This is a genomic window from Streptomyces sp. NPDC107522 (assembly GCF_055657525.1).
On record NZ_JBVKAU010000026.1, the window covers coordinates 47571 to 73750 of the forward strand.

The 26180-nt window shown below is 71.2% G+C and carries 19 protein-coding genes and 3 pseudogenes; 7 read left to right on the forward strand and 15 right to left on the reverse strand.

The features are described 5' to 3' along the window. The first annotated feature begins 134 nt into the window (after positions 1-134). Positions 135-1022 (forward strand): Gfo/Idh/MocA family protein, encoded by an 888-nt coding sequence (locus ACZ7L6_RS41195; protein WP_471933273.1) that lies wholly within the window; start codon positions 135-137, stop codon positions 1020-1022. 212 nt (positions 1023-1234) lie between these two features. Here the strand turns inward: ACZ7L6_RS41195 and ACZ7L6_RS41200 are convergent. The 3 genes and pseudogenes from ACZ7L6_RS41200 to ACZ7L6_RS41210 form a co-directional block, all read right to left on the reverse strand. Continuing rightward, a pseudogene (locus ACZ7L6_RS41200) lies at positions 1235-1740 on the reverse strand (sigma-70 family RNA polymerase sigma factor family protein); the annotation flags it as partial. A gap of 107 nt (positions 1741-1847) precedes the next feature. Continuing rightward, entirely contained in the window at positions 1848-2174 is a 327-nt protein-coding gene (locus tag ACZ7L6_RS41205) for a hypothetical protein (RefSeq protein WP_471933275.1), read from the reverse strand. A 122-nt stretch (positions 2175-2296) separates the two neighbouring features. After that, a complete protein-coding gene (locus ACZ7L6_RS41210; RefSeq protein WP_471933277.1) occupies positions 2297-3193 on the reverse strand; it encodes a GNAT family N-acetyltransferase in 897 nt (298 codons plus the stop codon). 498 nt (positions 3194-3691) lie between these two features. Here ACZ7L6_RS41210 and ACZ7L6_RS41215 point away from each other — a divergent pair. Both ACZ7L6_RS41215 and ACZ7L6_RS41220 read left to right on the forward strand, forming a co-directional pair. Then, positions 3692-4899: pseudogene (locus ACZ7L6_RS41215) on the forward strand (glycoside hydrolase family 64 protein). Between the two features lie 302 nt (positions 4900-5201). Next, positions 5202-5408 (forward strand): hypothetical protein, encoded by a 207-nt coding sequence (locus ACZ7L6_RS41220; RefSeq protein ID WP_398826664.1) that lies wholly within the window; start codon positions 5202-5204, stop codon positions 5406-5408. Positions 5409-5541: 133 nt separating this feature from the next. On the opposite strand, the gene ACZ7L6_RS41225 is transcribed toward ACZ7L6_RS41220, so the two are convergent. Next, positions 5542-6669, reverse strand: a complete 1128-nt coding sequence (locus tag ACZ7L6_RS41225) for a sulfite oxidase (RefSeq protein WP_471933279.1) — start codon at positions 6667-6669, stop codon at positions 5542-5544. 187 nt (positions 6670-6856) lie between these two features. On the opposite strand from ACZ7L6_RS41225, the gene sthA reads away from it, so the two are divergent. Then, positions 6857-8260 (forward strand): Si-specific NAD(P)(+) transhydrogenase, encoded by a 1404-nt coding sequence (sthA, locus tag ACZ7L6_RS41230; protein WP_471933281.1) that lies wholly within the window; start codon positions 6857-6859, stop codon positions 8258-8260. A gap of 80 nt (positions 8261-8340) precedes the next feature. On the opposite strand, the gene ACZ7L6_RS41235 is transcribed toward sthA, so the two are convergent. Continuing rightward, positions 8341-8829 carry a DUF5709 domain-containing protein gene (locus ACZ7L6_RS41235; RefSeq protein WP_471933283.1) on the reverse strand — a complete coding sequence of 163 codons (489 nt, stop codon included), beginning with the start codon at positions 8827-8829 and terminating at the stop codon, positions 8341-8343. A 314-nt stretch (positions 8830-9143) separates the two neighbouring features. Here ACZ7L6_RS41235 and ACZ7L6_RS41240 point away from each other — a divergent pair, with 314 nt between their 5' ends. Then, the gene (locus ACZ7L6_RS41240) at positions 9144-10616 is read left to right on the forward strand and encodes an APC family permease (RefSeq protein WP_471933285.1); all 1473 of its coding nucleotides are present in this window, start codon (positions 9144-9146) and stop codon (positions 10614-10616) included. An 11-nt stretch (positions 10617-10627) separates the two neighbouring features. Continuing rightward, positions 10628-11599 carry a hypothetical protein gene (locus ACZ7L6_RS41245; protein WP_471933286.1) on the forward strand — a complete coding sequence of 324 codons (972 nt, stop codon included), beginning with the start codon at positions 10628-10630 and terminating at the stop codon, positions 11597-11599. A gap of 75 nt (positions 11600-11674) precedes the next feature. On the opposite strand, the pseudogene nicT reads toward ACZ7L6_RS41245, so the two are convergent. The 4 genes and pseudogenes from nicT to ACZ7L6_RS41265 all read right to left on the reverse strand — a co-directional run bounded on the left by nicT (position 11675) and on the right by ACZ7L6_RS41265 (position 16594). Beyond that, positions 11675-12805 (reverse strand): annotated as a pseudogene (nicT, locus tag ACZ7L6_RS41250) (Nickel transporter NicT). Positions 12806-13001: 196 nt separating this feature from the next. Further along, complete coding sequence (gene prcB, locus ACZ7L6_RS41255) at positions 13002-13856, reverse strand: proteasome subunit beta (protein ID WP_471933288.1); 855 nt, start codon at positions 13854-13856, stop codon at positions 13002-13004. A 75-nt stretch (positions 13857-13931) separates the two neighbouring features. Continuing rightward, positions 13932-15101, reverse strand: coding sequence for a lysylphosphatidylglycerol synthase domain-containing protein (locus ACZ7L6_RS41260; RefSeq protein WP_471933290.1), 1170 nt, complete (start codon positions 15099-15101; stop codon positions 13932-13934). Beyond that, positions 15098-16594, reverse strand: a complete 1497-nt coding sequence (locus tag ACZ7L6_RS41265; protein WP_471933292.1) for a hypothetical protein — start codon at positions 16592-16594, stop codon at positions 15098-15100. The genes ACZ7L6_RS41260 and ACZ7L6_RS41265 overlap by 4 nt, the downstream gene beginning before the upstream one ends. A 219-nt stretch (positions 16595-16813) precedes the next feature. Here ACZ7L6_RS41265 and ACZ7L6_RS41270 point away from each other — a divergent pair, with 219 nt between their 5' ends. Continuing rightward, positions 16814-17491, forward strand: coding sequence for a nucleoside/nucleotide kinase family protein (locus tag ACZ7L6_RS41270; protein ID WP_471933294.1), 678 nt, complete (start codon positions 16814-16816; stop codon positions 17489-17491). 23 nt (positions 17492-17514) lie between these two features. On the opposite strand, the gene ACZ7L6_RS41275 is transcribed toward ACZ7L6_RS41270, so the two are convergent. The 6 genes from ACZ7L6_RS41275 to ACZ7L6_RS41300 form a co-directional block, all read right to left on the reverse strand. Next, complete coding sequence (locus ACZ7L6_RS41275; RefSeq protein WP_471933296.1) at positions 17515-19347, reverse strand: hypothetical protein; 1833 nt, start codon at positions 19345-19347, stop codon at positions 17515-17517. A gap of 50 nt (positions 19348-19397) precedes the next feature. Beyond that, positions 19398-21116: a hypothetical protein gene (locus tag ACZ7L6_RS41280; RefSeq protein ID WP_471933298.1), complete on the reverse strand. Its 1719-nt coding sequence runs from the start codon at positions 21114-21116 to the stop codon at positions 19398-19400. Positions 21117-21118: 2 nt separating this feature from the next. Then, complete coding sequence (locus tag ACZ7L6_RS41285) at positions 21119-22021, reverse strand: carbohydrate ABC transporter permease (protein ID WP_471933300.1); 903 nt, start codon at positions 22019-22021, stop codon at positions 21119-21121. After that, positions 22018-22938 carry a carbohydrate ABC transporter permease gene (locus ACZ7L6_RS41290; protein WP_471933302.1) on the reverse strand — a complete coding sequence of 307 codons (921 nt, stop codon included), beginning with the start codon at positions 22936-22938 and terminating at the stop codon, positions 22018-22020. The genes ACZ7L6_RS41285 and ACZ7L6_RS41290 overlap by 4 nt, the downstream gene beginning before the upstream one ends. 124 nt (positions 22939-23062) lie before the next feature. Next, positions 23063-24385: an extracellular solute-binding protein gene (locus ACZ7L6_RS41295; protein WP_471933304.1), complete on the reverse strand. Its 1323-nt coding sequence runs from the start codon at positions 24383-24385 to the stop codon at positions 23063-23065. A gap of 274 nt (positions 24386-24659) precedes the next feature. Next, complete coding sequence (locus tag ACZ7L6_RS41300) at positions 24660-25781, reverse strand: ROK family transcriptional regulator (protein ID WP_471933306.1); 1122 nt, start codon at positions 25779-25781, stop codon at positions 24660-24662. Between the last annotated feature and the right edge of the window lie 399 nt (positions 25782-26180).

Below are 26180 nucleotides of genomic sequence, written 5' to 3' on the forward strand. Positions count from 1 at the left end.
ATAGAAGAAAGAGAACGCATTCAGCGAAGGCACCACTGAATCTCTGGTGCCGAGACGGGCCACCCGTCCCCTTGCGCAGCCGCCCAGTCGATGTGCAGGCTCAATCCCCGACCAGCACAGTGAGAGGCGGCGGCATGCGCATCGGACTGCTCGGCACCGGCCCGTGGGCCCAGATGGCCTACGCTCCCGCCCTGAGCCGGCACGGCGAGCTGGAGTTCGCGGGGGTGTGGGGCCGACGTGCCGCCGCCGCGAAGGAGTTGGCCGACAGCCACGGCGTGCGCGCCTACGACGACGTCGACACGCTCCTCGCCGACGTGGACGCCGTCGCCGTGGCCCTGCCGCCCGCCGTCCAGGCCGACTTGGCGGTGCGGGCCGCGCGGGCGGGGCGTCATCTGCTGCTGGACAAGCCGCTCGCGCTGACGGTGGAGGAGGGACGTGCGGTCGTCGGGGCCGTCGAGGAGGCCGGTGTGGCCTCTGTCGTCTTCTTCACCGCCCGTTTCCAGCCGGAGATCGAGACGTGGATCGCCGAACAGGCGGCCACCGAGGGCTGGTTCACGGGCCGGGCGGAGTGGCTCGGCGCGGTCTTCTGCGGTGACGGCAACCCGTTCGCGGACTCGCCGTGGCGGCGGGACAAGGGTGCGCTGTGGGACGTGGGTCCGCACGCGCTGTCCGTACTGCTGCCGGTCCTGGGTGACGCCCGGCGCGTGACGGCGGCCGCGCCGGGGCCCGGCGACACGGTCCATCTGGTCCTCGAGCACGTCGGCGGCGCATCCAGCACGCTCGCCCTGAGCCTCACGGCGCCGCCCGCGGCGGCGGGTGCCGCGGTGGAGCTGCGGGGCGCGGCCGGGGTGACGCAACTCCCGCAGAGCACCGCGAGCGCGGTGTCCGCCCTGATCCGCGCCGGGGACGCCCTGCTGACCGCCTCCCGCACCGGGCACACGCACGCGTGCGACGCGGCGTTCGGCCTACGGGTCACCGAGATCCTGGCCGCGGCCGAAGGGCTGTTGAACGGCGGAGCCTGACACCGCAGCAACCGGCAGGGTCCCGGAGCAGGTCCACGCGACGTCCGCACTCCCCTCGCCCGCACACGCCGCGCCCGCCACCTCCAGCACCTGCCAGGCACACACGTGCGACGCAGCGCCCGGTCTGCAGGCCACCCAGAATCGGACCGCAGCCGAAGGGTGTGGAACGGCGGCGCCTGACAGCGCAGCAACCGGCATGATCCTGGGGAGGGTCAGCGCGGTGTGCGGCCAGGTGCCGCTCGGGATGCCTGCGGGTCACGGAGTCGGCGGTGCAGGCCGGTCTCGTGTCGCATGTGTGCCAGCTTCTCGGGGTTGCGCACGGCGTAGAACCCGGTGATGCGGCCGTCGTCGATGCGTACCACCAGGACGGTGTCGATCTCGCCGTCGAGCCGGAGGACCAGCGCCGGGCAGCCGTTGACCTGTGCCGCTTGCAGCGGGGCCTCGGCGGCGAGGCCGGCCGGCCGGGAGGCGGGGAGCACGGCGGCCACGCTGTCGGCGCGCACCACGGGCGACAGCCTGGCCCGCACGACTCCGCCGCCGGCGCCCAGGAAGACGACATCCGGCGCAAGGATGTCGAGCAGGCTTTGCAAGTCGCCCGTTTCGACCGCACATTGGAAAGCGCCGAGGCCTCTCGGGTCTCGGCCGGCGAGACGACTCCACGCGGACGGCGTGCGGCGACGTGCGACCGGGCCCGGTGGGCGATCTGGCGGACCGCGGCCTGGGTCTAGTCGACGGCTTCAGATTGATCCTCAACAACCAGGGCGGTTCCTACGGACCCGGCATGTTCGCCGCCACGACGAACTGACCGGCGGGCCGGACGCACCGTCAGTCCTCGAACGGCTCCTCGCTCCACCGGAACCAGGCCCTGTCGCCCTCGATGTGCAGCAAGAACTCGGCGACGGGGCCGTCCGGTGAGGACAGGGAGACCCGTCTTCGGATCTCGTCGTAGGCCGCCTCCCATGCCTCCATGGCCTCGGCGTCGCCCCGCTCCAGCAAGGCCAGTTCATGGGCGAAGAGGTCATGTACCGCGTCGTACGCCGGCCCGGGCGTGAAGCGGCCCGACAGCCAGGGGAAGTCGGCCTCGTCGATCAGGATCTCCCCCACCGGCTCGTCTGCGCCGCGCACCTGCCAGACCCCGCCCTCGAACCCCATGCCGCTCCCGTCAGCCGCTGTCGATCACGTCATCGGCCAGCATGCCACCCGGCACTGACAGGCGGCCCGATCCGCGCTCGGACCGGGCCGCCCACCAGGTGACGTTCAGGTTCTACGCCCCGCTACTCCTGGCCCGCCGCATGGAAGTTGATGCGTTCCTTGACGACGGGGAAGCCCGCCTTGGCGAAGTTCGCGGCCATGGGGAAGTTGCCCTGGTCCGTCGCTCCGGTGACGAACTCCGCGCCCTGCCGGACGAGGAAGTGCGTGCACTCCGCGAGGAGGTCGTAGGCGTAGCCGTGGCCGCGATGTTCCGGCACGACTCCGATGAAGCCGACGGTCGGGCCCGAGGGGTTGTGTGCCGGGATGTGGACGCCGACGAGGTCACCGTCCGGGGTGTGCGCGAGCTGCCACCACTCCCGTGGGGACGGACACCAGTGGAAGAAGTCGAGTTCCTCCTGGGCGGCCCGGTCGAGGCCGCCCTCCTCGATGGCCCGCAGCGCATGGGCGTCGAGGGTGACGGAATGGATGCGGCGCAGTGCGTCGAAGAAGACCGCGTCATCGGGTTCGGCGCGGAAGCGCAGACGTCCGGGACGCTCGGGCAGGCCGCGCTCCGGGGTCCAGCGGTACAGGAAGCGTTCCACCAGGAGTTCGTATCCGGCGGCACGTGCGGCGGCGAAGCGGGCCTCGGCGGCGGCTTTCAGGCCGGGCTCGTCGCGCCAGCCGCCGGGCAGGTTGATCTCGAGTTCGACCTGCCAGGGGGCGGAGCGCAGGAGTTGGGCACCGGCCTCCTCCTCGCCCTCGGCCACGTCGAACCAGTTGATGTTGACGGGCTCCGAGTCGTCGGGGCCGCCCCACCAGGCGCCGCGGGCGACGACCGTGCCGTCGCGCAGGGCCACCCGCTGCCACTCGGGGCGGAACCGGGTACTCCGGTGCCCCTCACGGGCGCCGAGCGGGTCGGGGTGGGCGTCGAACAGATGGGCGTCACTCGCGGAGAGCGCGCGGATGACCAGATCGGTCACGGATTCCTCCGGGATACAGGCTGCTTGGAGCGCTCCCGGTCAGATGGTGAGAAGCACGCCGGGGCAACGGAAAAGGGAGCGCTGGAAAGGTGTGAACCGCACGGCACTCGCCTCCTTCCGTCCGTCTCAGGGCGTGGAGCCACACAGTACGTGATCTCTCGCGGGGGCGTCCACGGAATTCCACGGCTTGGGAGGCGGGGGCCTCGCCCTGTCGGGCGCGCCGTCGGGAGCGCTCTCAGGCGCTCGTGCGCCTTAAGTGAGCCTTAGGTCAGGGTTAAGCGGTCGTAGCCATTCCGTGGTCGCTCAAGTTCCCGCAGTTCACGGGGATTTGTGGTTCCCACAGACCCGTTGGCTCACGCGAGGGCCGTGCGTAGCATCGGGGCCCATCGGTAGCGGTGACGCCCGAAACGAGAGCGCTCTCAGACTGTCCGCTCGACCGTCCGTCCCCGCCACCGCGCAGCCCCAGCACCCGCACAAGTACTCCGGGAGACCCCCCACATGACATCCCGCCATCAGCGCCATCTCGGTCGCCGCAGGCTCCTCTTCGCCCTCGGCGGCGCGGCCGTGGCCGCACCCGCTGTCGCCGCCGTTGCCCCGTACGCCCTCGCGGGCACCCCCACCGACGGCGGCACGCGAGCCGCGGCGGACTCGCTGCCGCTGACGATCGTCAACGACAGCGGCTCCTTCGACAACGCGAATGTCCACCTCTACATCGTCGGCAACCAGGACGGCAGGCAGGTACGTGTCACGCCCGACGGCACCCTCGCGCCGATCGCCCTGGCGGACAACGGCCCCGACGGCTTCACCGACTACGCCATCGGCCTGTCCGGCAGCGGCGAGACCCGGCTGTCCCTCCCGCGGATGTCCGGCCGGATCTATGTGGCGCTCGGCCGAAGCTCAAGTTCAAGGCCGTCACGGACGGGAACGGCAACGCGGCGCTGCAGTACCCGGCGGGCTGGGTCACGTCGGACCCCAACTACCCGGTGCTGCACGACTGTGCGGAGTTCACCTTCAACGACGCCGACATGTTCTGCAACACCACCATGGTCGACATGTTCAGCGTGCCGCTGAGCATCCGGCTGACCGGTGCCAAGGACCAGACGACGGGCACGCTGCTCGCCGGCGGACGTGCGGCCGTGTTCGACGCGGTCCGCCGGGTCGAGGAGTTCGCACGGCTCGTCGTCGACGACACGCGAGTGATCGCTCCGGGCCACGGCCTGGACGCCGGCCTGTTCGCCAAGGACTACTTCGCCCCGTACATCGACGAGGTGTGGAGCACGTACACCGGGCGGGATCTCACCGTCACCACCAATGCGGGCACGTTCACCGGGCGGGTGCGCGGGGAGCGGTTCACCTTCGACGGGCCCGCTCAGGTGTCCTTCGCCAAGCCGTCGACCCGGGACGTGCTGTTCTGCGACGGAAGCCTCGCGGCGCCCAACGACGGCACGACCGGGCCGGTCGCCGCCGTGCTCGGCGCCGGATTCAACCGCTCGACACTGGTCAGCCATGCGGCTCAGCCGACGACCGACGCCGCCGCCTTCTACCGGACCGACCTGACCAACCACTACGCCAAGGCGATGCACACGGCCGCGCAGGACGGCAAGGCGTACGGCTTCGCCTTCGACGACGTGGCCGACTTCGCGTCGTACATCCAGGACACTGCGCCGACGGGGATACGGCTGACGCTCACGCCGTTCGAGGGCTGACGCTCACGCCGTTCGAGGGCTGACGCGAGCCGCCCGCGGCCCGGGCGGGTGCCGGTCCCTGCCGGGGCGGGTGCCCGTCCCCGGCGGGCGGTAGTCGTCCCCGCCGGGGCGGGTGCCGGTCCGGGCCGTGGGCGGTTTCCCTCCCGTGCAGCGAGGTACCCCGGGGGTCCAAGGGCCGACCGGTGCACAGCGGGGTTGTGACGCCTCCGGATGCAGGGTCCGCTCCGGCGTTGAATGGTGATAACAGACCCGATGACCGCACCGGGCCCGAAGAAGTGATCCGGATCCGAGGAGCAGAGATGATGCCGACGTCCCAGCCCGAAGCCTCCGGGCCGTCCGGGGAGCGCGCCACCCCGGACGACCTGCTCCACGCCCGCACCGGCACCGAGGTGTCCCCCGAGGACATCGTGCTTGCCTCAGGCAAGGACATCACGCCACGCAACCTGGAATGGGCCAAGCGCAAGCTGGAGGCAGAGGGTCCCTCCGCCCTCGACAAGCTGCTGCCCTAGCCGCGCCGGCCACGATCCGCACAGGTCGCCCTCGGGTGCGGGCCGGCACCCGAGGCGACCGGGTGGCCTGCTCCGCCGTGCCCGCGGACCCACCTGACCAGGGCATGTCCTCATGTCAGGCTGTGTCCTCGCATCACGCTGTGTCCTCCTCCAAACACAGCACCGGCACCCGCTGCACGAGGTTGTTGGCGAAGCCTCCGCGGTTCCAGGGCTGGACCAGCGGCTGCGTGTGCCCTTCGGCGTCGGTGGCCCGTGCGCTGAGCACATGCTCACCCGGGGTCGCCGTCCAACTGCGCCGCCAGCGGCGCCACGCCCACCGGTGACCGGAGTCCGGCTCCAGCTCGGCCTCCTGCCAGGAACGCCCCGCGTCCGTACTGACCTCGACACGCGTCACCGCTGCCTGACCCGACCAGGCACGCCCCTCCAGGACCACCGCGCCGGGCCGGACGACACGGGCCCGGGACATGAAGTCCGGGAAGCCGGGCGGGACCAGCAGGGCTCGGGGCACCATACGGGTCACCGGCTCGCCCTCGTCCTCGGGGCGCCGGCGCAGCCGGTAGGCGACCGTTTGCTGGAAACCCGTGAACGGTACGTCCGTGACAGTGACCTCGCGCAGCCACTTCACATGTGCCATGCCGTACCAGCCAGGCACGACCAGTCGCAGGGGGCGGCCGTGCTGCGGGGGCAGCGGGGTGCCGTTCATCGCGTACGCCACCAGCACCTCGGGATCGGTGCCCATGGCCACGTCCAGGGGGAGCGCGCGCCGGTAGTCCTGCTCGACGCCGCGCTCGACCCCGTGATCGGCGCCGGTGAAGACCACCTCGACCGCGTCCGGCTCGACTCCGGCCTCGGCGAGCAGCAGGCGCAGGGGTACGCCCGTCCACTCGGCGGTGCCGACCGCCTCGACGAGCCAGGGCTGGCTGACCGGCCGGGGTGTCAGCAGGGCCCGGCCGTTGCCCGCGCACTCCAGCGTGACCCGGGTAGTGATCTGCGGGAAGGTCCGCAGGCCGGCCAGGTCCAGGCGCAGCGGGCGGCGGACGCGGCCGCCGAGGGTCAGGTGCCAGGGGGTGTCGTCGGGGACGTACGGGATGTCGTAGTGGGTCAGGACGTAGTGCAAGCCCGGCGGGGTGAGGTCGTAACGCAGGGCTTCGAGCGGGAGGCCGTGGTTGCGGGTCGCGAGCGCCAGTTCGTCCCGGCCGATGCCCTCCTCCGGGGCGGCCAGCCGGGCCGGTGCGCTCGCGTCCGCGAGTCGATGACCCATAGCCGCATTATCGCCCGATATCCATGGATTGGAGCGGCTTGGTCCTCAATCGCCCGGGGCGGCCATGGGCACCTCGGCGTCGGCAGGGAGGAAGGACAACTTCCATACCGCCTCCGGCACTTCACACCGGCGATGGTTCTCCGCTCACCCTTTCGTCGGGGGTCCTCCGGCTGTCAGACTCCGGAAGGTGCCCGACTTCGACATGCTCGTCATCGGATCCGGCCCTGGTGGCCAGAAGGCTGCCATCGCCGCGGCCAAGCTGGGCCGCCGGGTCGCCGTCGTCGACCGCCCCGACATGGTCGGCGGCGTCTCCATCCACACCGGGACCATCCCCTCCAAGACCATGCGCGAGGCGGTGCTGTACCTGACCGGCCTCACCCAGCGCGATCTGTACGGCCAGAGCTACCGGCTGAAGGAGGACATCACCGTCGCCGACCTGACCGCCCGCACCCAGCACGTGGTCGGCCGCGAGGTGGACGTCATCCGCAGTCAGCTGGCCCGCAACCACGTCGCCCTGTACGCCGGGACCGGCCGCTTCGTCGACCCCCACACCGTCGCCCTGCGCGAGGTCACCGGCCATGAACGGCTGCTGACCGCCGAGCACGTCGTCATCGCCACCGGCACCCGGCCCGCACGGCCCGACAGTGTGGAGTTCGACGGACGGACGATCATGGACTCGGACAACGTCCTCACGCTGGAGCGGGTGCCGCGCTCCATGGTCATCGTCGGTGCCGGTGTGATCGGCATGGAGTACGCGTCCATGTTCGCCGCGCTCGGCAGCAAAGTCACTGTGGTGGAGAAGCGCGCCGGGATGCTCGACATGTGCGACGTCGAGGTGATCGAGTCGCTCAAGTACCACCTGCGGGACCTCGCCGTGACGTTCCGCTTCGGGGAGACCGTCGCCGCGGTCGAGCGGCATCCCCGGGGGACGCTGACCGTCCTGGAGAGCGGCAAGAAGATCCCCGCCGACGCAGTGATGTACTCGGCCGGCCGTCAGGGGCTCACCGACGACCTCGACCTGGACAAGGCAGGGCTCACCGCGGACCCGCGCGGCCGGATCACGGTCGACGAGCACTACCGCACCGAGGTGCCGCACATCTACGCCGTCGGTGACGTCATCGGCTTCCCGGCACTGGCCGCGACCTCGATGGAACAAGGGCGGGCGGCGGCGTACCACGCCTGTGGTGAGCCCGTCGGCCGGATGCACAACCTCCAGCCGATCGGCATCTACACCATCCCCGAGATCAGTTTCGTCGGGCGGACCGAGGACCAGCTCACCGAGGACCGGGTGCCGTTCGAGGTCGGTATCTCCCGCTACCGCGAGCTGGCCCGCGGGCAGATCATCGGCGACTCGCACGGGATGCTGAAACTGCTGGTCTCCCCCGAGGACCGCACGCTGCTCGGCGTGCACTGCTTCGGTACGGGAGCCACGGAGCTCATCCACATCGGGCAGTCGGTGATGGGCTGCGGCGGGACCGTCGACTACCTGGTCGACGCCGTGTTCAACTACCCGACGCTCGCGGAGTCGTACAAGGTCGCCGCGCTGGACGCCACGAACAGGCTGCGGCAGATCGACCACATCGGGGACTGAGAGGGCGCAGCCCCCTCAGGGGCGCGGGGAACCGCGCGACCCGCCACATCCGGCCGGCACCCGCCAAGCCTGAGCAACCCCTACGGCGCTCGGCGCTCCGGCTCTTCCACGATGTGCATCGCGGCTTCCTCCGCGCCGGCCGCTCCGGCGTCGACGCCCTTGTCGGAGGCGATCTCCTCCTTCGTGGTGTCGGGGTGGGCCCCTTCGTCCGGGGCGACCAGGCGGCCCGCGCGTTCGGCGCCCGCCTCGGGGTCGACGGGCTCACCTTCGCCGCCCGGCAGGTCACCCACGCCGTCACCGGCGGGCACGGCCACGTCGGGGACCTCCTGGGCGAGCCGCTGGTCGAGGGTCTCGCCGTCGTGCTGTTCGGCGGCCGTGACGCCGTGCTTGGTCACGCCGAGCGGCTTCTCCGGCGGGGAGTAGCCCTCGTCGAGGGTGTCGTCGTAGGTCCGCTCGTCGACGGCGTCCTGCAGGTCGAGCGGCGCCGCGTCCTGCTGCTCCTCGCTGCTTCCGGTGGGCTGGTACGCGTCGTCCGCCATCGGCTCGGAGGGCGTGCGTTCGGTAGCCATGGCTGCCTCCCTCACTGGCGCGTGTCGGCTGGTTCGGCTCATGCATGTCCTGAACCGCGTTTCCCGTTGCGCGCGCTCCAACCCCGGAAGATTGCAACGCTCTTGAAGGCTCAATGAGTGGGGCTATCATCACTCGCACACACGGCGTGACCGTACGGCGACGCAACGGCGTACCGTATCCGCCACCCCTTTGTGCCGCCCCTGACCCGAGGTCATCCCCTCTCCGGTTCGTGGCGTTGTTCCACCCCCCACCCCCCTTACGCCGTCGGGGCCGGTCGGCCCTCGCGTCGTGCAAGACGGAAAGCAGCACATCCATGAGCGACAGCAGGGGCAGAGGGCTGCAGGCCAATGTCCTCGGTATGTTCGACACGGTGGTGATGGCGGTCGCGGGCAGCGCTCCGGCGTACTCGATCGCCGCGACCACGGCGGTCCTCGTCGGGGCAGTGGGCCTGGCCAGTCCGGCCGCGCTGCTGTACTGCGCGATACCGATGCTGGGCATCGCGCTCGCCTTCAGCTACCTGAGCCGGATCGACGTGAACGCGGGCGCCAGTTACTCGTGGGTCGGGCGTACGCTGCACCCCTTTCTGGGGTTCATCAGCGGCTGGGCGCTGGTGATCTCGGCGACGATCTTCATGGTGGCCGGTTCCCTGCCCGCCGGGTCGATGACGCTCGCTCTCTTCGACGAGGAACTCGCCGACAACACCGCGCTGTCCACGCTGGTCGGCGCCGGCTGGTTCCTGATCATGCTGTTCGTGGTGCTGGGCGGCGCGCGCCTCACGGTCCGGGCGCAGCTTGTGATGTCCGGTGTGGAGTTGGCCATACTGGCCCTGTTCGCCGCCCTCGCCCTCTTCCACTCGGGCAGCGCCCGGGCGTTCGACTGGTCCTGGCTCGGCTTCGGGCACTTCGACGGGGTGACGGGATTCGCCTCGGGGGCGCTGATTGCCGCGTTCTACTACTGGGGTTGGGACGTCACCAGCAACCTCAGTGAGGAGACCCGCAACAGCCGTCGCACGACGGGTCTCGCGGGCCTCATCGGGGTGGGCATCGTGTTCCTGCTGTTCGAGGCGTTCACCATCGCGGTGAACTTCATCCTGTCCTCGAAGCAGATCCAGGACAACGACGCCAATGTGCTGGCCGTGCTCGGTGAGGAGATCTGGCCGGGCTGGGGCGGCAAGTTGCTGGTCGTGGCGGTGATGCTGTCCACCATCGCCACCCTGGAGACCACGCTCATCCAGGTCACGCGCTCGCTGTTCGCGATGGGCCGGGACCGTACGATGCCGTCCGCGCTGGGCCGTGTGCACCGCCGGTGGAACACCCCGTGGGTGGCGATCGCGGTGGTCGGCGTGGTGGCGCTGGCGATGTTCATCGCCTCCAACTCCCTCGGTACGGTGGGCGAGATCCTCTCCGACGCCATCTCGGCGATGGGACTGCAGATCGCCGTCTACTACGGGCTGACGGGCCTCGCGGTGGTCGTCGCCTACCGCAGGATGCTGCTGAAGTCGGTGGCCAACTTCCTGCTCGGCGGTCTGTGGCCGCTGTTCGGGGCCCTGTTCATGTTCTGGATCTTCGTCGAGTCGCTGGGCGAGCTGAGTCGTTCGGCGATCGCGATCGGCATCGGCGGCCTCGCGGCCGGGCTGATTCCGATGCTCTGGTACTGGAGGCAGGGCAGCGACTACTACCGGCCGGCCAAGCTGGACGCCGCGCGGACCGTCGAGGCGGACTACGTTCCGGCCCGCGCCGACGGCAAGGACTCCCTTGTCCACGAGGGTCTTCCCACCGACTTCTGAGGGAGGCCCCGATGGCGAAAGGCAGTTCCAGACGCGACTTCGCTCCCGACTTCGACCCCGACTGCGGGGACGCGCCCCTCACCTGCGCCCGCCAGGACATCGTCATCGGCCGCTGGCAGGGACTGCGGGAGCTGCTGCGGGCCACCGGTCCGGACTGGCTGGTGCGGGGCCACCGGGTGCGGCTGCTCGCGCAGGCGTGTGCGGGCAGTTCGACGGTGGAGTCGTGGCTGGCCGCCGAGCCGCACAGCGCCGACGCGCTGGTGCTGCGGGCGGCCACGGAGACGACCCGGGCGTTCAATCTGGCCATCGCCGCGGGCCGGGGCGTGCCGATCGACACCCGGCGCGTCGACGCCGCGGTGCTGTCGTGCCTGACGGCCGCCGACGCGTACCCGGACGACCCGACGCCGTGGATCTCGCTCATCTCCGTGGCGCGGCTGTATCCGTCGGGCGTACGGCGGCAGGAACTGGGCCGCTGGTGGGACGAGTTGCACCAGCGCGACCCGTACAGCGTGGAGGGGCATCTGCAGGTGCTGCACTACTACTCCTCGCGCTGGCACGGCACCCACGGCCTGATGTACGACTTCGCCCGCGACGCGGCCGGGGTCGCACCGTCCGGCTGCCCGCTGCCGGTGCTCGTGCAGTACGCCCGGGTGGAGGAGTTCCGCTATGCCCTGGACGCGGCCAAGGGCCGGCACGACTCCCTGCGGCTCGGCCAGCACTGGAGTCACGACGGCGCCGTCAGCGACGTACGCCGCACCTGGGAGCGCTGGATCACGAACCGCACCTTGGAGGACGTGGCCCCCGGCGAGCTGCGCGACGTCAACTACCTGGCGCACGCGGCGTGTTACGCCGGGCTCCACGACATCGCCGCGTCCCTGTTCCGGATGCTGGGGCGCCGGGCCACGCGGGCTCCGTGGGCGTACACCGGCGATCCGGAGAAGCAGTTCGTCAGGTGGCGGGGGGAGGTGGGGCTGCGCGGGTGACCGGCTCAGGCGGCGACGGCCGACGGATCGAACCCGGCGTCCGCCGGCGGTCGTCAACACAGCGAGCCAGTCGGGTTACGGCTCCTCCGCCGTCCACTTCTCCTCGATGCGGCCGGCCTTCCACACCGACATGGCGGCGATCCACGTGGCGAGGAACAGGCCCACGACGGCGAAGCCGGCCGTGTTGAGGTCGAGGCCGGTGATCCAGTGCCAGAACGGGCCGTGCAGGGCGAGGCGGTCGGCGAGGAGGGTGAGGAGTTCGACCGTGCCGATGAGCAGGGCGACGGCGACGGACAGGCCGGTGACGGTGAGGTTGTAGTAGACCTTGCGGACCGGCTGGGAGAACGCCCAGCCGTAGGCGAAGTTCATGAAGGTTCCGTCGATCGTGTCCAGGAGGGACATGCCGGCGGCGAAGAGGACCGGCAGGCAGAGGATCGCGTACCAGGGCAGGCCGGAGGCGGCGCCCGAGCCGGCCAGGACGAGCAGGGCGACCTCGGTCGCGGTGTCGAAGCCGAGGCCGAAGCAGACCGAGCGGGTACATGTGCCAGGGCCTGGTGACCGCGCGCGTGACGCGGCCGAGGAGCCGGTTCATGAAGCCGCGGTTGTTCAGGTGTTGCTCGAGGGCCGCCTCGTCGTAGCGGCCCGAGCGCATCCGGCGGAACACCTTCCAGATGCCGGCGAGCACGACCAGGTTGATCGCCGCGATGAGATAGAGGAAGGCCCCGGAGACGGTCGTACCGATCAGGCCGGTGAGGTCGTGGAGGCGGGAGTCGTCGTCGCGGACCGGTCCGGCCAGTGCCCTTACGCCCGGGAGAGCAGGAGCGCCAGGGCGAAGACCACGCTGGAGTGGCCCAGCGAGAACCACAGGCCCACCGACAGCGGCCGCTGCCCCTCCCCCATCAGCTTGCGTGTGGTGTTGTCGATCGCCGCGATGTGGTCGGCGTCGAAGGCGTGCCGCATGCCGAGGGTGTACGCGGTGACGCCGATGCCGGTGCCGAAGGACTGCCCGCCGATGCTGTGGTGCTCGGGCGCGACGGCGACGAGGGTGCCCCAGCCGATGACGTGCAGGGCCAGCAAGAACGCGGCCATACCGCCGACCCTGCTCCACTCCTGCCGCGTCATGGGGGTGTGGACGCGGTGCCGGGCCGTGTGCTGCGAGGGGGCCGTGGCGGGGAGGGTCGGAGTGGAGTCAGGGGCGGCCGTCATCGGGGAGGGAGTGACTTCCTTGTTGCTGTGTCGCTGTGTTGCGGGCGGCTGCCTTGTAACAGCTTGCAGTAATCGTCCAGTACTTGCAAACCATGTGCAGTAAAGGCAGAGGCAGTTCTTGGCCATGGAAGCCAAAGCTCTTGGCCATGGGGAGGGAAAACGCGCGGCCAGGGCCCCGGAAAGAGCGAACCGGCCGTCAGGGAGCGGCGTTCGGGCCGTCCGGGCGGCTGTGGCGCTGTTCGACCATCTGGCGGCTCAGCTCTTCCGTCTCCGACTCGGGCAGCCGTTCGAAGCCGTCCTCGGTGATCACCGAGACGGTGGGGAAGATACGGCGGTTGATGTCCGGTCCGCCGGTCGCCGAGTCGTCGTCCGCCGCGTCGTACAGCGCGTGCAGTGCGGCGAGCGCCGCCTCGTGCCGGGACATCCCCGCGCGGAACAGCTTCTTGAGGGCGCCGCGGGCGTACGGCGATCCGGAGCCCTCGGCGTGGAAGTCGTACTTCTCGTACGGTCCGCCGGTGATCTCGAAGTCGAAGATGCGGCCTCGCGCGCCCTCGGGGGCCTTGACGTCGTAACCGGCGAGGAGCGGTGCGACGGCGAGGCCCTGCATGGCCTGGCCGAGGTTCTGCCGGATCATGCCGGCGAGCCGGGACGCCTTCGCCTTGAGGGTCATGGGGATGCCCTCGATCTTCTCGAAGTGCTTCAGCTCGACCTGGTAGAGCTTCACCATGTCCAGCGCGAGTCCGACGGTGCCGGCGAAGGCGACCGCGGTGTGGTCGTCCGCGGGGTGGACCTTCTCCAGGTCGCGCTGGGCGATGAGGTTGCCCATGGTGGCCCTGCGGTCGCCGGCGATCAGCACGCCGTCGCGGTAGGTGAGGGCCAGCACGGTGGTGCCGTGCGGAAAGCGGTCGGGTGCGGCGCGGACGCCGTCCGGGAAGGGGCGGCGCATGGGCAGCAGGGCAGGGCGGTGTGCCGCCAGGAGCTCGGTGAAGGACGAGGTCCCCGGCGTGAAGAACTCCTCCCCCAGCCGTCCCTCGTGCTCACTGCTCGCCATGACAGTCCCCCTCCGTCGTCCGGCCGACAACCGGACTCCTACCTGAACCGGCCGACCGGGAAACGCCTTTGACGCTCACAGTGCCCGGCGCCGGACGAGCACCGCGAGCACCACCAGCCCGGGAAGGAGCGGCAGCCACACCGTGAGCAGCCGATAGCCGAGCACGGCGGAGGCGGCCGCCGCGGCCGGGGCGCCGACGGCGGTGAGGGCGAGGGCGAGTGCCGCGTCGAGGGAGCCGAGTCCGCCGGGTGTGGGCAGCAGGGCGGCCGCGGTGCCGGCGGCGAGGTAGAGCAGTGCCACCAGGGCGGGTGGGAGGGGCAGGGCGACCGCGCGGGTGACGGCGATGAGCACGCCGCAGTGCAGCGTCACGAAGGCCAGCGAGCCGCCCCAGAGGGCCGCCGCCCTTGCCGGGCTCGCGTGCACGGCTGCGAGGTACGCCCGCACCGCCGCCAGGCCCTGTCGGGGAACCCCTGTCGTCCGCCACAAGGGCGGCCCTGGTCGGCGGCGATGGGGGTGTGCCGGGGTGAGCCGAGCGAAGCCGGTGCGCGCGTGCGGGAGCGTGCGATCGCAAGGCGCCGGAGCGTTCTCGTGGCGCAGCCACGTGGGTGGGTCGGCAATCGGGCGAGCGTAGGTGCCAGGCGTCGCCGGGCGGTCGGGAGTTCGACGACAGCGTCTGAGGGCCCGTCGGCACCGCCCCCGCAGCGTTCCGGCGAGCAGGGCGGCCGCGACGACGGTCACGGCGCACACGGCGACGAGGTACCCCCTGCCGATGTGCGGGAGACGCGGCACTCCGGGGCGGGTCGCGACGAGTACGGCGATCAGCGTGCCGCGCACGATCGCGCCGGCCGTGCCCTTGACCGCGACCGCGGTGGCCGCGCCGGCGAGCGACATGCCGGAGCGCATCAGGAGACGCAGGTTCACGGCGCCCGAGCCGAGGCCGGCGGGCAGCACCTGGTTGGCGGCACAGGCGGCGAACTGCGCCGCCACGAGCCGCCCCGGCGGCAGCCGGTGGGGCACCGCGCCCTGCAGGGCGAGCGCCGAGCACGGCCATGTCAGGAGGGTGGCCGCGGCGGCCACCAGCAGCCAGCCCTGGTCGGCGACGGCCAGCCGGACCACGCCGGTTTCGAGCACCGGCCAGTGGCGCCGGGCCAGCCAGACCACGGCCACGAGGACGGCGAGCGTGCAGGCGCTGTGCCAGTAGGCCCGTCTGCGCGGGGCCCCGTCGAGGACCTGCTCCGGCGTCACGCCGGTCCGCCCGCGCCCGGCGCCGGGGCGATGCGGACCTCCAGGCCGTCGAGGCGGTGCAGCTGCCAGTCGCGGGCGTACCGGGGCGGTGTGCCGCCGGGTGTGGTGAGGGCGCCGACCGGGACGCTGCGGGCGGTCCGCAGGATCTCGGCGATCGTGGTGTTGGCGTTGTGGCCGCGGGTCGCGCCGGACGAGCAGCCGGTGTAGTAGGCGACGGGGATGGCCTCGTGGCCGGTGAGCAGACAGGGCGGCCGTACGCCCAGGCGGTGCAGTTCGGCGGCCGAGCGGGCCCAGTCCTGCCGGCCTGCGGTGGTGCGGTGCACGGCGCGGTCCAGGACGGCGTACTGCACGGCCAGATGTCCGGCCAGCCCGAGCGCGATCACGGCGGCGGCCACGGGGCGCCACCGGCCGTAGCGCGTCTTGACCAGGTGGCGCAGCGCGGTCGCGACCGGGACGGCGAGGAGTGCGTAGGCGGGCAGGAGGAAACGGGGCGCCGCGTATCCGATCATGAACAGGTACGGGAAGGCGGCCGTCGCGGCGCAGAGCAGCGGAACCAGGGTGCGGATGGTGCGTCCGGCGAGGATCGCGGCCACAAGACCGAGGGCGGCGAGCAGAGGCAGGACGAACCACCAGGCGTAGACGACCGGGTGGGGCATCTCGCCGTTGCAGGGCCGGCACAGGGTGCTGCCGACCAGGCTGCGCATCTGATCGTCGACGGCGAAGTTCCAGCCCAGGTCGCCCTGGATGCGGGAGGCCTCGTTCAGCCGCTCCCGCAGGCCGCCGTAGCCGACGAACGCCTCGATCACCCACTCCACGCCCCCGGCCACGAGGCCCGCCACGAGGGCGGCCCCGAGCCGCCAGTGCCGTACCGCCACCGCGAGGACGAGGAGCGGGAGGGCGACCCATACGGCGTCCGTGGGCCGCATCCACGCCATCACCGCGGCGCCTGCCACGACACCCCACAGCGCCCGTCGGTCGAAGCGGTCCTCGCGGGCGCGCAGGAAGCAGCCGACGCAGGTCAGGGCGCCGAACGCGACCCAGAGGTTGGGCATGGCCTGCGGGCCGTAGAAGAGGGTCATCCACAGCGTGGCGAACAGGGCGCCCGCACCGGCCAGGACACGGGCCGGGAACAGTCCGCGCCAGGCGCGCAGGGCCAGGTACAGGGCCAGCCCGGACAGGACCGCGAGATAGACGCGCAGCAGTGTCGTGGACGACGACCAGGAGGCGACGGGCCACACCAGCAGGGACACGCCACGCGCGCGTGGTGCGCTGAAGAAGGCGGCCGGAGCCTCGGTGCCGACCTGGCTGACGTACACGACCTCGTCCCAGCCGAGGCCGATCGAGGGCCGCACCAGGAGGAGTTGGGCGAGCGTGAAGGCGCCGGCCACCGCCGCGAGCAGGCCGTCCCCGTGGGCCCGCCGCATCCTGCCGGACACGAGCGCCTCGTCGCGCCGTCCCATACCGACGAGCACGGACTTCGTGCCGTAGGTCATCGTCCGCCCCTCACCCCTACGCGTCGTAGGGCTTCTCAGCCCCACGGCCTGGCGAGTTGGCGGCGGGGAACCGGGAAACACCGAAAACACGGACAAACTAACCCGCAAGGGATGGGTGTGCAGCGCGGAGTTCGGCCAAGAGCCTGACGTGGACCGGCCGTCTTCCGTCGCTGGGCACTGTGGACGCCCGCCCACCGACCGGGTGACAGACTCTGCTGTGTGACCCTGACCTTCGACGACCTCCTGACCCGGGCCCGTTCCCTCTCCCGGGACGGCCGCCGCGCCGTCCTCGGCATCGCCGGCAGCCCCGGCGCGGGCAAGACGACGCTCGCCGAGCAGTTGGTGCGGGAGCTGAACGGCGCCGGGGAGCCGTGGGTCGCGCATGTGCCCATGGACGGCTTCCACCTCGCCGACGTCGAGCTGGACCGGCTCGGCCGCCGGGACCGCAAGGGCGCGCCGGACACCTTCGACGCGGCGGGGTACGCGGCCCTGCTGCGGCGCCTGCACGAGGAGCCCGGCGACACCGTGTACGCGCCCGGCTTCGAGCGGGTGCTGGAGCAGCCGATCGCGGGCGCCGTCCCGGTGGAGCCGACGGCCCGGCTGGTCGTGACCGAGGGCAACTACCTGCTGCTGGACACCGGCGCGTGGGCGCGGGTCCGGCCGCAGCTGGACGAGGTGTGGTTCTGCGAGCTCGACGAGGCGGAGCGGCTCCGGCGGCTGATCGCCCGGCACGAGCGGTTCGGCAAGTCGCACGACGAGGCGGTGGCCTGGGTGCTGCGCTCGGACCAGCGCAACGCGGAGCTGGTCGCCGCGACCCGGGACCGCGCCGACCTGGTGGTGCCGGGCGCGATCCTGCCCGTCTCGCAGGAGCCGCCCGCCGCGCGTGCCGGGACCTGACCGGCCCGGGTGAGCGCGCGTCCCTATACGGCCCGCAGGGTCAGCTCCGGCTCCCCGTGCGCGTCGCCCGCCGCCTCGCCGATCAGGGCGGTGAACGCCTCGGTGCGGACCGTCAGCCCAGGACCGTCATAGGTGAACGTGGGCGCGAACGGGCCCGTCCGTCCGTACCGTACGGCGAACACGTGCAGGTCCTCCGGGGCGCCGGGGGCCGGGGCGGCCTCCAGGGCCGTCGAGCTGGCCAGGTGACGCCAGCCTTCGTCGGGGTTGCCGTAGCCGCGGGGGTCGGCCGCCAGGGCGAAGGCCGCCTCTTCCTGGGTCCGGTCCGCGCCGGCGTCGAAGTGGTCCGGGCCGTCCGACTCCGGGTGGGTGAGGCGGAGTTCACCCGCGGCCGTGACCTGGCCCTCCGCGGTCCGGCGCACCCGGTCGCCGTCGTCGGTGGCGTACGGCAGGCCGGCGAGCAGGTACGGCGTTCCGGGGAGCCGTTCCACCGCGACGGTCGTCCACAGGCTGGTGCCGTCGGTGACGTACAGGGACTGGACGTGGCGCAGGACGTGGTCGCGGCCGACGACCGGCTTGGTGACCAGCTTGGCGGTGAGGCCGTCGGCGCTCACATCGCGCACGCGGACCTCGCCCATGGGGCGGCAGAACAGGAAGCCGTCCGTGACCGGGCCGAATCCGTGCTGCCGGTTCACCGCGGCCGGTAGGTAGTACGTCCCCGCCGCCTCGACCAGCGACGGCGTCATACGGCTGTCGAAGGCCACCGAGACCGTGCCCGCACGGAGTTGGTGACGGGCGGGGACCCGCGACGGGCTGCGGTGCCAGCGGGTGGTGTCCTGGATCTGCCAGACCAGCATCCAGGCGAAGTGACCGTCGACGCCGCCGTCCGCCTTGACCGCGTGCCGGCCCCACCGGGTGTCGCCCCGGTAGCGGCCCAGGTCGGAGCCGATCCGGGCGCTGAAGTAGCGCAGGCCGAGCACCGACTCGAAGCCGGAGTGCTGCTCGCTGTAGCGCGGTCCGCCGTTGTCGAAGCCGCCGTTCGTCAGGCGGGCGTCGATGTAGCGGGCGAGCGCGTCGCCGTCCTCGGCGAAGATCTCCTCGCCGCTGATCCGGTGGGCCTGGGCGAGGAAGGACAGGGAGATCGGGCCGTAGTTGTTGTCGTAGGCGCCGCCGTGCTCGGGCGGCAGCAGGGCGCCCCGGTCCGCCACTCGACGGGCCCGGATCTCGTCGGCGTACAGGGCGATCGCCCGCGCACGCACCGACTCGCCCTGCTCCGGCGGCAGATGGCGGGCCAGCATCAATCCGCCGACGACACAGCCGATGGCCTGGTTGCCCGCCTCCTGCGGATTGAAGAAGGTCGCCTCGGTCAGCCAGTGCCAGTAGCCCTGGGCCACCTGCAGGAGTTCGGCGCGCTGCTCGTCCCCGACGAGGCCGTCGGCCAGGTCGAGCACGTTGACCGCCTGGAGCAGCGCCCACACCGTGCTCGGCCAGTCGCCGATGGGGTGGGCGCCCGCCTCGAGCACGTAACGGGCGTACGGCAGGCCTGTGCCGCGTGCCTTGAGGTTCGGGTAGCCGGGGTTGTCCTCGGTGTACACCCGCTCGCGCAGATGGAAGGCGAGGCTGCGGCGCACCGCCTCCGGCAGGCGCGGGTCGTGTCCGCGCTGCCAGGCCAGGGCGAGCAGTGAGGTGATGCCGAGCGACGTGTCGCCGATGTCGTCGCCGCAGTCAGGGTGCTCCAGGTTGCCCTCCGGCGTGAGCCGGGCGAGGGCCTCCTCGGTGACGGCGGCGAGGACGGCGTCGTACGCCTGCGGGGTGTCGGGGAGGTCGTGCAGGGCGCCGAGCTGGCGAGGGAGATGCACGGGTGGTCAGCCCTTCATGCCTGAGGTGGCCATGGTGTGGTTCGCCGGGGTCACGCGACAGGTGCGGTCCGGCGGGCGCGCAGTGCGACGGTCAGTGTGTGCGGGCCGAGTCCGCCGATGTAGACGCGGTTCCCGGTCGTGGCGTCGGTGCCGCCCACCACGGTGTAGTCCTGCCCCGGGTCGTACCGCAGTACGTCGCTCCGTTCCGGCCCGGCCGGCGGATCGCCTGCCTCGACGCCGGCCTCGATCCGGATCTCGTCGTCGCCGACCCGGTAGGTCATCGCTCCGGTCGTCAGGCACCAGCGCCCGTCGCCGATCGGTACGGCGCCCTCAAGCACGCCGCCCGGCCGGAAGGTCAGTTCGAGGGCCCAGGGCACCCGTGGTCCGCTGAGGTCGATCCGCAGGTCGGCACCGTCCTCCCGCAGGTCCACCTCGACGCGGGTCGTGTGGGAGACCTCGTCCCGAGGCCGGTCCGGGAAGGCCATCGCGGCCGAGAAGCGTCCCTCGTCCACCAGCCGGTAGACGCCGTCGTCCCGCCGCTGGTCCGTCGGGAGCGGCTGGTAGTAGGCGGCCGTGAGGGTTTCGGTGAGCCGGTACCGGTTGTCGGCGAGCTGTCGCATGCCGGCGGCGCGGAACGGGCCCAGGTCGAAGAAGCCCCGCGAGAGGCGGACCGCGTCGAGGACGGCGTCGCCGGCGAACAGGCGCAGGAAGGTGGGGTTGCAGGCGAGGCCCGAGCGGATGCGACGGTGCTCGGGCACGTCGGAACCGCCGTACACCACCGTGTGCGCGGTGGTCGAGGCGCGCACGGCGAGGCGTGCGGTGGTGATGTACCGGTCGTGAGGAAGTGTCTCCGCGGCCGGGGCCGGCAGGGCGCGGCACAGGTCCGGGGTGAGGAGGGTCTGGGCGAGCAGGTCGGGGTCGTCGATGCCGCCGGCGGCCGCCAGCCGCGCCGCCCGGGCGAAGTCGCCCCGGCCGGTGCGGATCGCGAGCAGCCGGTAGTGCGGCAGGTAGGGCACCAGCGGGTACGGGTGCTTCTGGTCCTGCCGTCGCGAGTGGACGGTCTCCACCGTGCCGTCCGGCCTGATGAGGTCCAGGGTGGCGGCGAGGTTGCGTTCGACGGCGTCCCGCAGGTCGGGGCGGTCGAGCACGTCGGCCAGGAGCAGCAGAGACGGGTTGGTCACGTGCGACGCGTAGACGGCGCTGCGTTCCGAGTACAGGCCCTCCGCGTCGATGTCGACGCCCTCGGCGAGCCACTCCTCGACGCGGGCGAGCAGCCGGTCGTCCGGGAACGACCGGTGCAGCCGGGCCAGCGCCGCGGACAGCTCCCAGCGGTGGTTCGGGGTGTGCACCCCACCGGTCAGGAGGCTGCCGGTGGCGGCGCCGGCGATCTCGGCGAGCGCGGCCGTGACGTCGTGCAGTTCCGGCCCCGCGTCGGCGGCGAGGACGTGCGTGTCGCACACGTCGTTGACGGTGAACGCGGAGTCCGGCGGTGACTGAACGTTGTCGCCGCCCGCGAAGAGGCCGGAGGCCGTCTGCACGGCCCGCAGGGCGCGGAGGTGGGTCATCGCGGCGGCGACGGCCTGCCCGCTGCCGTGCAGTGCCGAGTCCGGGGAACGGTATGCCGCGACCAGGGTCTTCACCCGGCGCGCCAGACCACGGTGCGGCACATCGGCGGGTTCCTCGTCGGGGTCGGCCGCCAGTGGGGCGGCCGCCCGGTCGGCGGCGCGGGCCGCCGCGCGGACGAACTCGTGGTCGAGCGGGGTGGGCAAGGTCAGTCCTTCAGTCCGGCGTTGATGTCGGCGTTCATGACGTAACGCTGGAACACCAGGAAGACGACGATCAGCGGGATCATGGAGATGACCGATCCGCCGAGCAGCACCGACCAGTTGATGTTCTGCGCCCCGACGAGGCTCTGGATGCCGATCTGCACGGTGAACTTCTCGGGGTCGTTGAGCATCAGCAGCGGCCAGATGTAGTCGTTCCAGCGCCACTGGAACGACAGGATGGCGAGCGTCAGCATGATGGGCCGGGAGACCGGAACCATGATCCGCAGGAAGATCGACAGCTCACGGGCGCCGTCGATGCGGGCGGCCTCGATGAGCTCGTCGGGGACCGTCAGGAAGAACTGGCGGAACATGAAGCATCCGGTCGCGGTGAGCACGGCCGGGAGGATGATGCCGGCGAGCGAGTTGTAGAGGCCGAGGTCGCGGACCACCAGGAACTGCGGGGCGAGCATGACCTCGGACGGCAGCATCGTGGTGGCCAGGATGCCGACGAAGAAGACCTTGAGCCACTTGTTGTCGTACTTGGCCAGCGCGTACCCCGTGCAGCAGCTGACTCCCACCGTGAGGATCGTCGCGATCACGCACACGATGGTCGTGTTGATGAAGTACTGGGAGAAGTTGGCGCTCTCCCACGCCGCCCTGTAACCCGACACGGTGGGGTTGTGCGGAAACAGCGTCAGCGGAAGGGAGAACAGGTCGCCCGCCGGTTTGAAGGAGCTGAGGACGAACCACAGCACCGGCACCCCGTAGAGGGCCGCCAGGACCCACAGCAGTGTCGTCGCGGGGATCGCCCGCCGGAGCCCACCACTGGCCGCGCCGCCGGGCCGCTTCTTGGGAACAGCCCGTCCGGGCGCGGAGTCGACCTTGCGTGGCGTGTCTGTGGTTGTCATCGGTTCTCCACCCGTCGGTTGACGATCAGCTGGATGATCGCGACGGCCATCAGGATGAGCATGAGCACGAACGACGCGGCGCTCGCGTAGCCGATCTGGCCCGTTTTGAAGCCGGTCTGGTAGATGTACTGGACAAGCAGGTTGTTCGACGTTCCGGGTCCGCCGTTGTTGAGGGAGGCGAACAGCGGGTACTCCTTCATCGCGTGGATCGTGTTGAGCAGGATGACGATGAAGGAAGTCGGCGCGATGCTCGGCAGTGTGATGCTGACGAACTGGCGCCACGGACCGGCGCCGTCGAGCGCGGCCGCCTCGTAGTACGACTGCGGTACGTTCTTGATCGCCGCGATGAACAGCAGCATGGAGAAGCCCGTCCAGGCCCAGGATGCCGCCACCACTACGACCAGCAGCGACAGGTCCGCGTTCGACTGCCACGGAACGGCACTTCCGCCGAGCTTCTCGATGAGGTAGTTGACCAGTCCGAAGTTCTCACCGAACAGCCACCGCCACAGGACACCCACGACGATGGGCGACAGCAGCCACGGGATGAAGAAGAAGACGCGGGCGACCGACACGCCCTTGGCGTGCTTGCTCACCAGCACGTTGGCGATCAGCAGCGAGAACACGAAGTTCAGCGGAACGAAGAGCACGGTGTACAGCAGCGTCCGGGTCAGCGCGTCGAAGAAGGTGGAGTCCCCGAACAGGTTGCTGTAGTTGTCCAGTCCGACGAACTGGAACGCCCCCACGCCCGTGTAGTTCGTGAAGGAGTAGACGAGCCCGATCACCGCCGGCCAGAGGAAGAACAGCGCGAAGAGCACGACATTGGCCGCGATGAGGACGAGCGGGGCGACGGTGTACTTGCTTCGTCTCCTGGGCGGGCTCACGGACACGTCCGACACGTCCGAGGCGCGTTTTGTCATCTTCCTGACTCCGTGCTGGTGGAAATGGGTTCCTGTGGGCTGAGGCCATGAGCCCGGCATCACGGGGGCCTTGAGGCCGGGCGGCGGTGTCTCGACCCCGCCGCCCGGGCCTGTCGGCCTGCGCTCAGCCGCCGACCTGCTGGTTGTAGCCGTCCACGATGTTCTGCAGGGCCTTGTCGGCCGACTGCTGGCCGTTGATCGCCTTGCCGAGCTCCGTCTTGGTCGGGTCCTCGGTGAGGCTCTTGCCCTTCAGCACCCAGTTCGTCTGCGCGCGGTTGAAGTAGCCGGAGATCGGGTCGTACAGCGGGATCGACTCGTTGTAGAGCTTGAACGCCGCCTGTGCCGCCTCGGACTTGAAGGGGTACGCCGGGTTCAGACCGCTCTCGACCGGGAGGAACCCGGACGCCTCGCACAGCGCCTGGTAGTGGGCCGGCTCGTACAGCCAGGACAGGAACTTCTTCGCGGCGGCGGCCGCGTCGGCGTTGTTGTTGAAGCCCACCGTCATGCCGCCGCTGTTGACGTCGCTGGCCTGCACCGGCTGGGCGGGAGTCGGGACGCTCGCCCACTCGAACTTCTTGATGCTCTCCGCGAAGGCGGGAACCTGCCACACGCCGGACCAGTAGGCGACCACGTCACCGCTCTGGAACATGGCCGACGGGTCGGCGCCGCTGGTCCACACCGACTTCGGCATGGTCTTGTCGTCGTTCAGTCCGACGAAGTACTTCACGGCCTTCTTGGTCGCCGCGTCCACCGAGAACTTGCCGGAGTCGTCCGCGTGGACGTACTTGCCGCCCATCTCGTACACCATGGCGCGCAGCCGGGACGGCGACTGGTCGAACGTCAGGGAGTACTTGGCCTTGGTCTTCTCCCGGACCTCGTTCGCCGCCTTGATGAACTCGGTCCAGGTCCAGGTCTTCTCGGGCGAGGTCGGGTAGGAGACGCCGGCCTTCTCGAAGAGGGACTTGTTGATGAACATGCCGGACGCGGTGACGTCCGACGGGATGGACAGCACCTTCCCGGACGAGTCCTTGGCGACGAAGTTGGCGTTGATCTTGTTGGTCTTGTTGTTGGCGATGGAGCTGAGGTCGATCAGCTTGTTCGACCAGATCGGGTCCAGCGCCGGCACGGCCGCCACGTCGGGCAGGGAGTTCGCCTGCGCGGCGTTGTGCAGCTTCGTCGTGTAGCCGTCGTAGGGGATGTTGACGAGCTTGACCTTGACGCCGGCTTCCTTCTCGTACTGCGCCACCATCTTCTTCCAGCCCGCGTCCTGCCCCGGAACCGTGGAGATCCAGAACGTCAGCGACTTGGAGGTCCCGCCCGACTCGGAGCCCGACCCGCAGGCCGAGAGCAGCAGGCCACCTGCCGTGGCCACGGCAGCGAGGGGAACCAGGCGGCGCATACCGCCGCGGCCGAGTCGGCGGGAGCGCCGCACACCCACAGTGGTCATCTTCGATCCCTTTTCGTGATAGGGGACGGAGCACGGCGCCGACCGAGGCGGCACGGGTGCATTTTGCAGGAAATATCGCTTTCCGGGGGCGCGGCCTCGCCCGGCCGCATCGCCTTGACGGGTGGGGTCCCCGGCCATGAGGGCCGTCGTCGCACAAGCACGCCCTCGTGCGGCTGCCGTACTTCGCGTACGGGCGGGAGGCTCACCCGGAGTCGGCGTCCCGGCCGACTCAGAAAGCGCTTGTCCGGACATTGGCAGATGGAGTCGGAAGCCGTCAATCCTTCGCCCCCGCGGCCTCGGTCACGGTTTGGACTCCTCGGGAGACCGCGAGCCGGGCGGCGCCCACGACGGTGCCGAGATCGCCGACCATGCTGCTGACGACTTCGGTGGGCCAGCTCAGCCGGGCGAGCTCGGCCCGCACACCGGGCAGGATCTGCGGGTCGGCGCCCGTGCTGCCGCCCAGGACGATCAGTCCCGGGTCCAGTACGGCGGTCACGGCGGCGGCGAGGCGGCCGACGTCGGTGGCGTGGCGGCCGATCACGGCGCGGGCCGCGGCCCGGCCCTCCCCCGCCAGGGCGAAGAGCTGCTCGGCGGTGCGCGGGCAGGGCCCGTCCTCGTCCGGCCAGGCCTCGGCCGCCCGCCGCAGGAGCGAACGGGCGCCGATGTACTCCTCCAGGGCCTCATGGCGCGGCTCGCGGCCGTCGTCCCAGGGGTACGGCAGCCGGGCCAGCTCACCGGCGGCGCCGTTGGCTCCGCGCAGCACCTGACCGCCGACCACGATGCCGAGGCCGATGCCGACGCCGATCCGCAGATAGCCGAAGGTGCCCCGGCCCCGCGCGGCGCCCTCGTGCAGTTCGGCGAGCGCGGCGCAGTTGACGTTGTTCTCGAGGTGGACGGGAACGCCCGGCGGCAGGGCGACGGCCATGGCGTCGAAGACGGGACCGGCCTTGGCCGTGGCGGGGCGCATACGGGCGCCCTCCTTCTCGCGTGCGGTGACGTCGCCGACGGCGACGACGACGGTGCGCAGCGGGGCGTCGGCGGGCAGCGCGAAGAGTGCCTCACGCACCACGTCGGCGGCCTCCTCCCGGGTCCCGGTGGCCTGGGCGAGCAGGGTGCCGTCCAGGGCGCAGCCGCGCACCCGGGTGAGGGCGGGACCGAGGTCCACGGCGAGCACCGCCCCGGCGGCGGGCCCCAGACCGTAGACGGCGGCGGAACGGCCCGTGCCGCCGGATGCGGTGCCGGAGTGGGCAGCCAGCCGGGCACTCTCCAGCTCCGCGACGGCGGAGGACACGGTGGGCTTGGACAGGCCCGCCAGGCTCGCGAGCTGCGGCCGGGTCGCGCTGCCGGCCGCGGCCAGCACGGCGAACACCGCACGCGCGCTCTCGCTCAGGTCCATGCTCTCCCCAGGTGGTGCTGCGGCGGCCGGGCGCCGCCGAGGAGTCGGGCGACACTCCCGCACCGCCCGGCACGCAGTCTCGCCGCACCGGCCGAGGCCCCGGTAGCTCTCCCCGGTCTCACCTTCGTTCGACCGCGGGCATCCCCACCGAAAACCTTCGTCCGCACGCCGCGAGCCCGCACCGGACGACACGGGAACGCGCCCGGACTTCCCCGGCGCCGCCAAGGGCCGCCAAGGTCGTTCGGCATCGGGTTTCCGCGCCTCTTGACGCGCACCCTACTTCGTTAGTTAACTTCCTAACGAAGTGCACGGTACTCGCCTGCCGTGTTCCGCACGAGGCCCGTCCCGGGGCTTCCCGATTTTCAACGCTTGTTCCCTGAGCGAAGTCCGCGCCGGTTC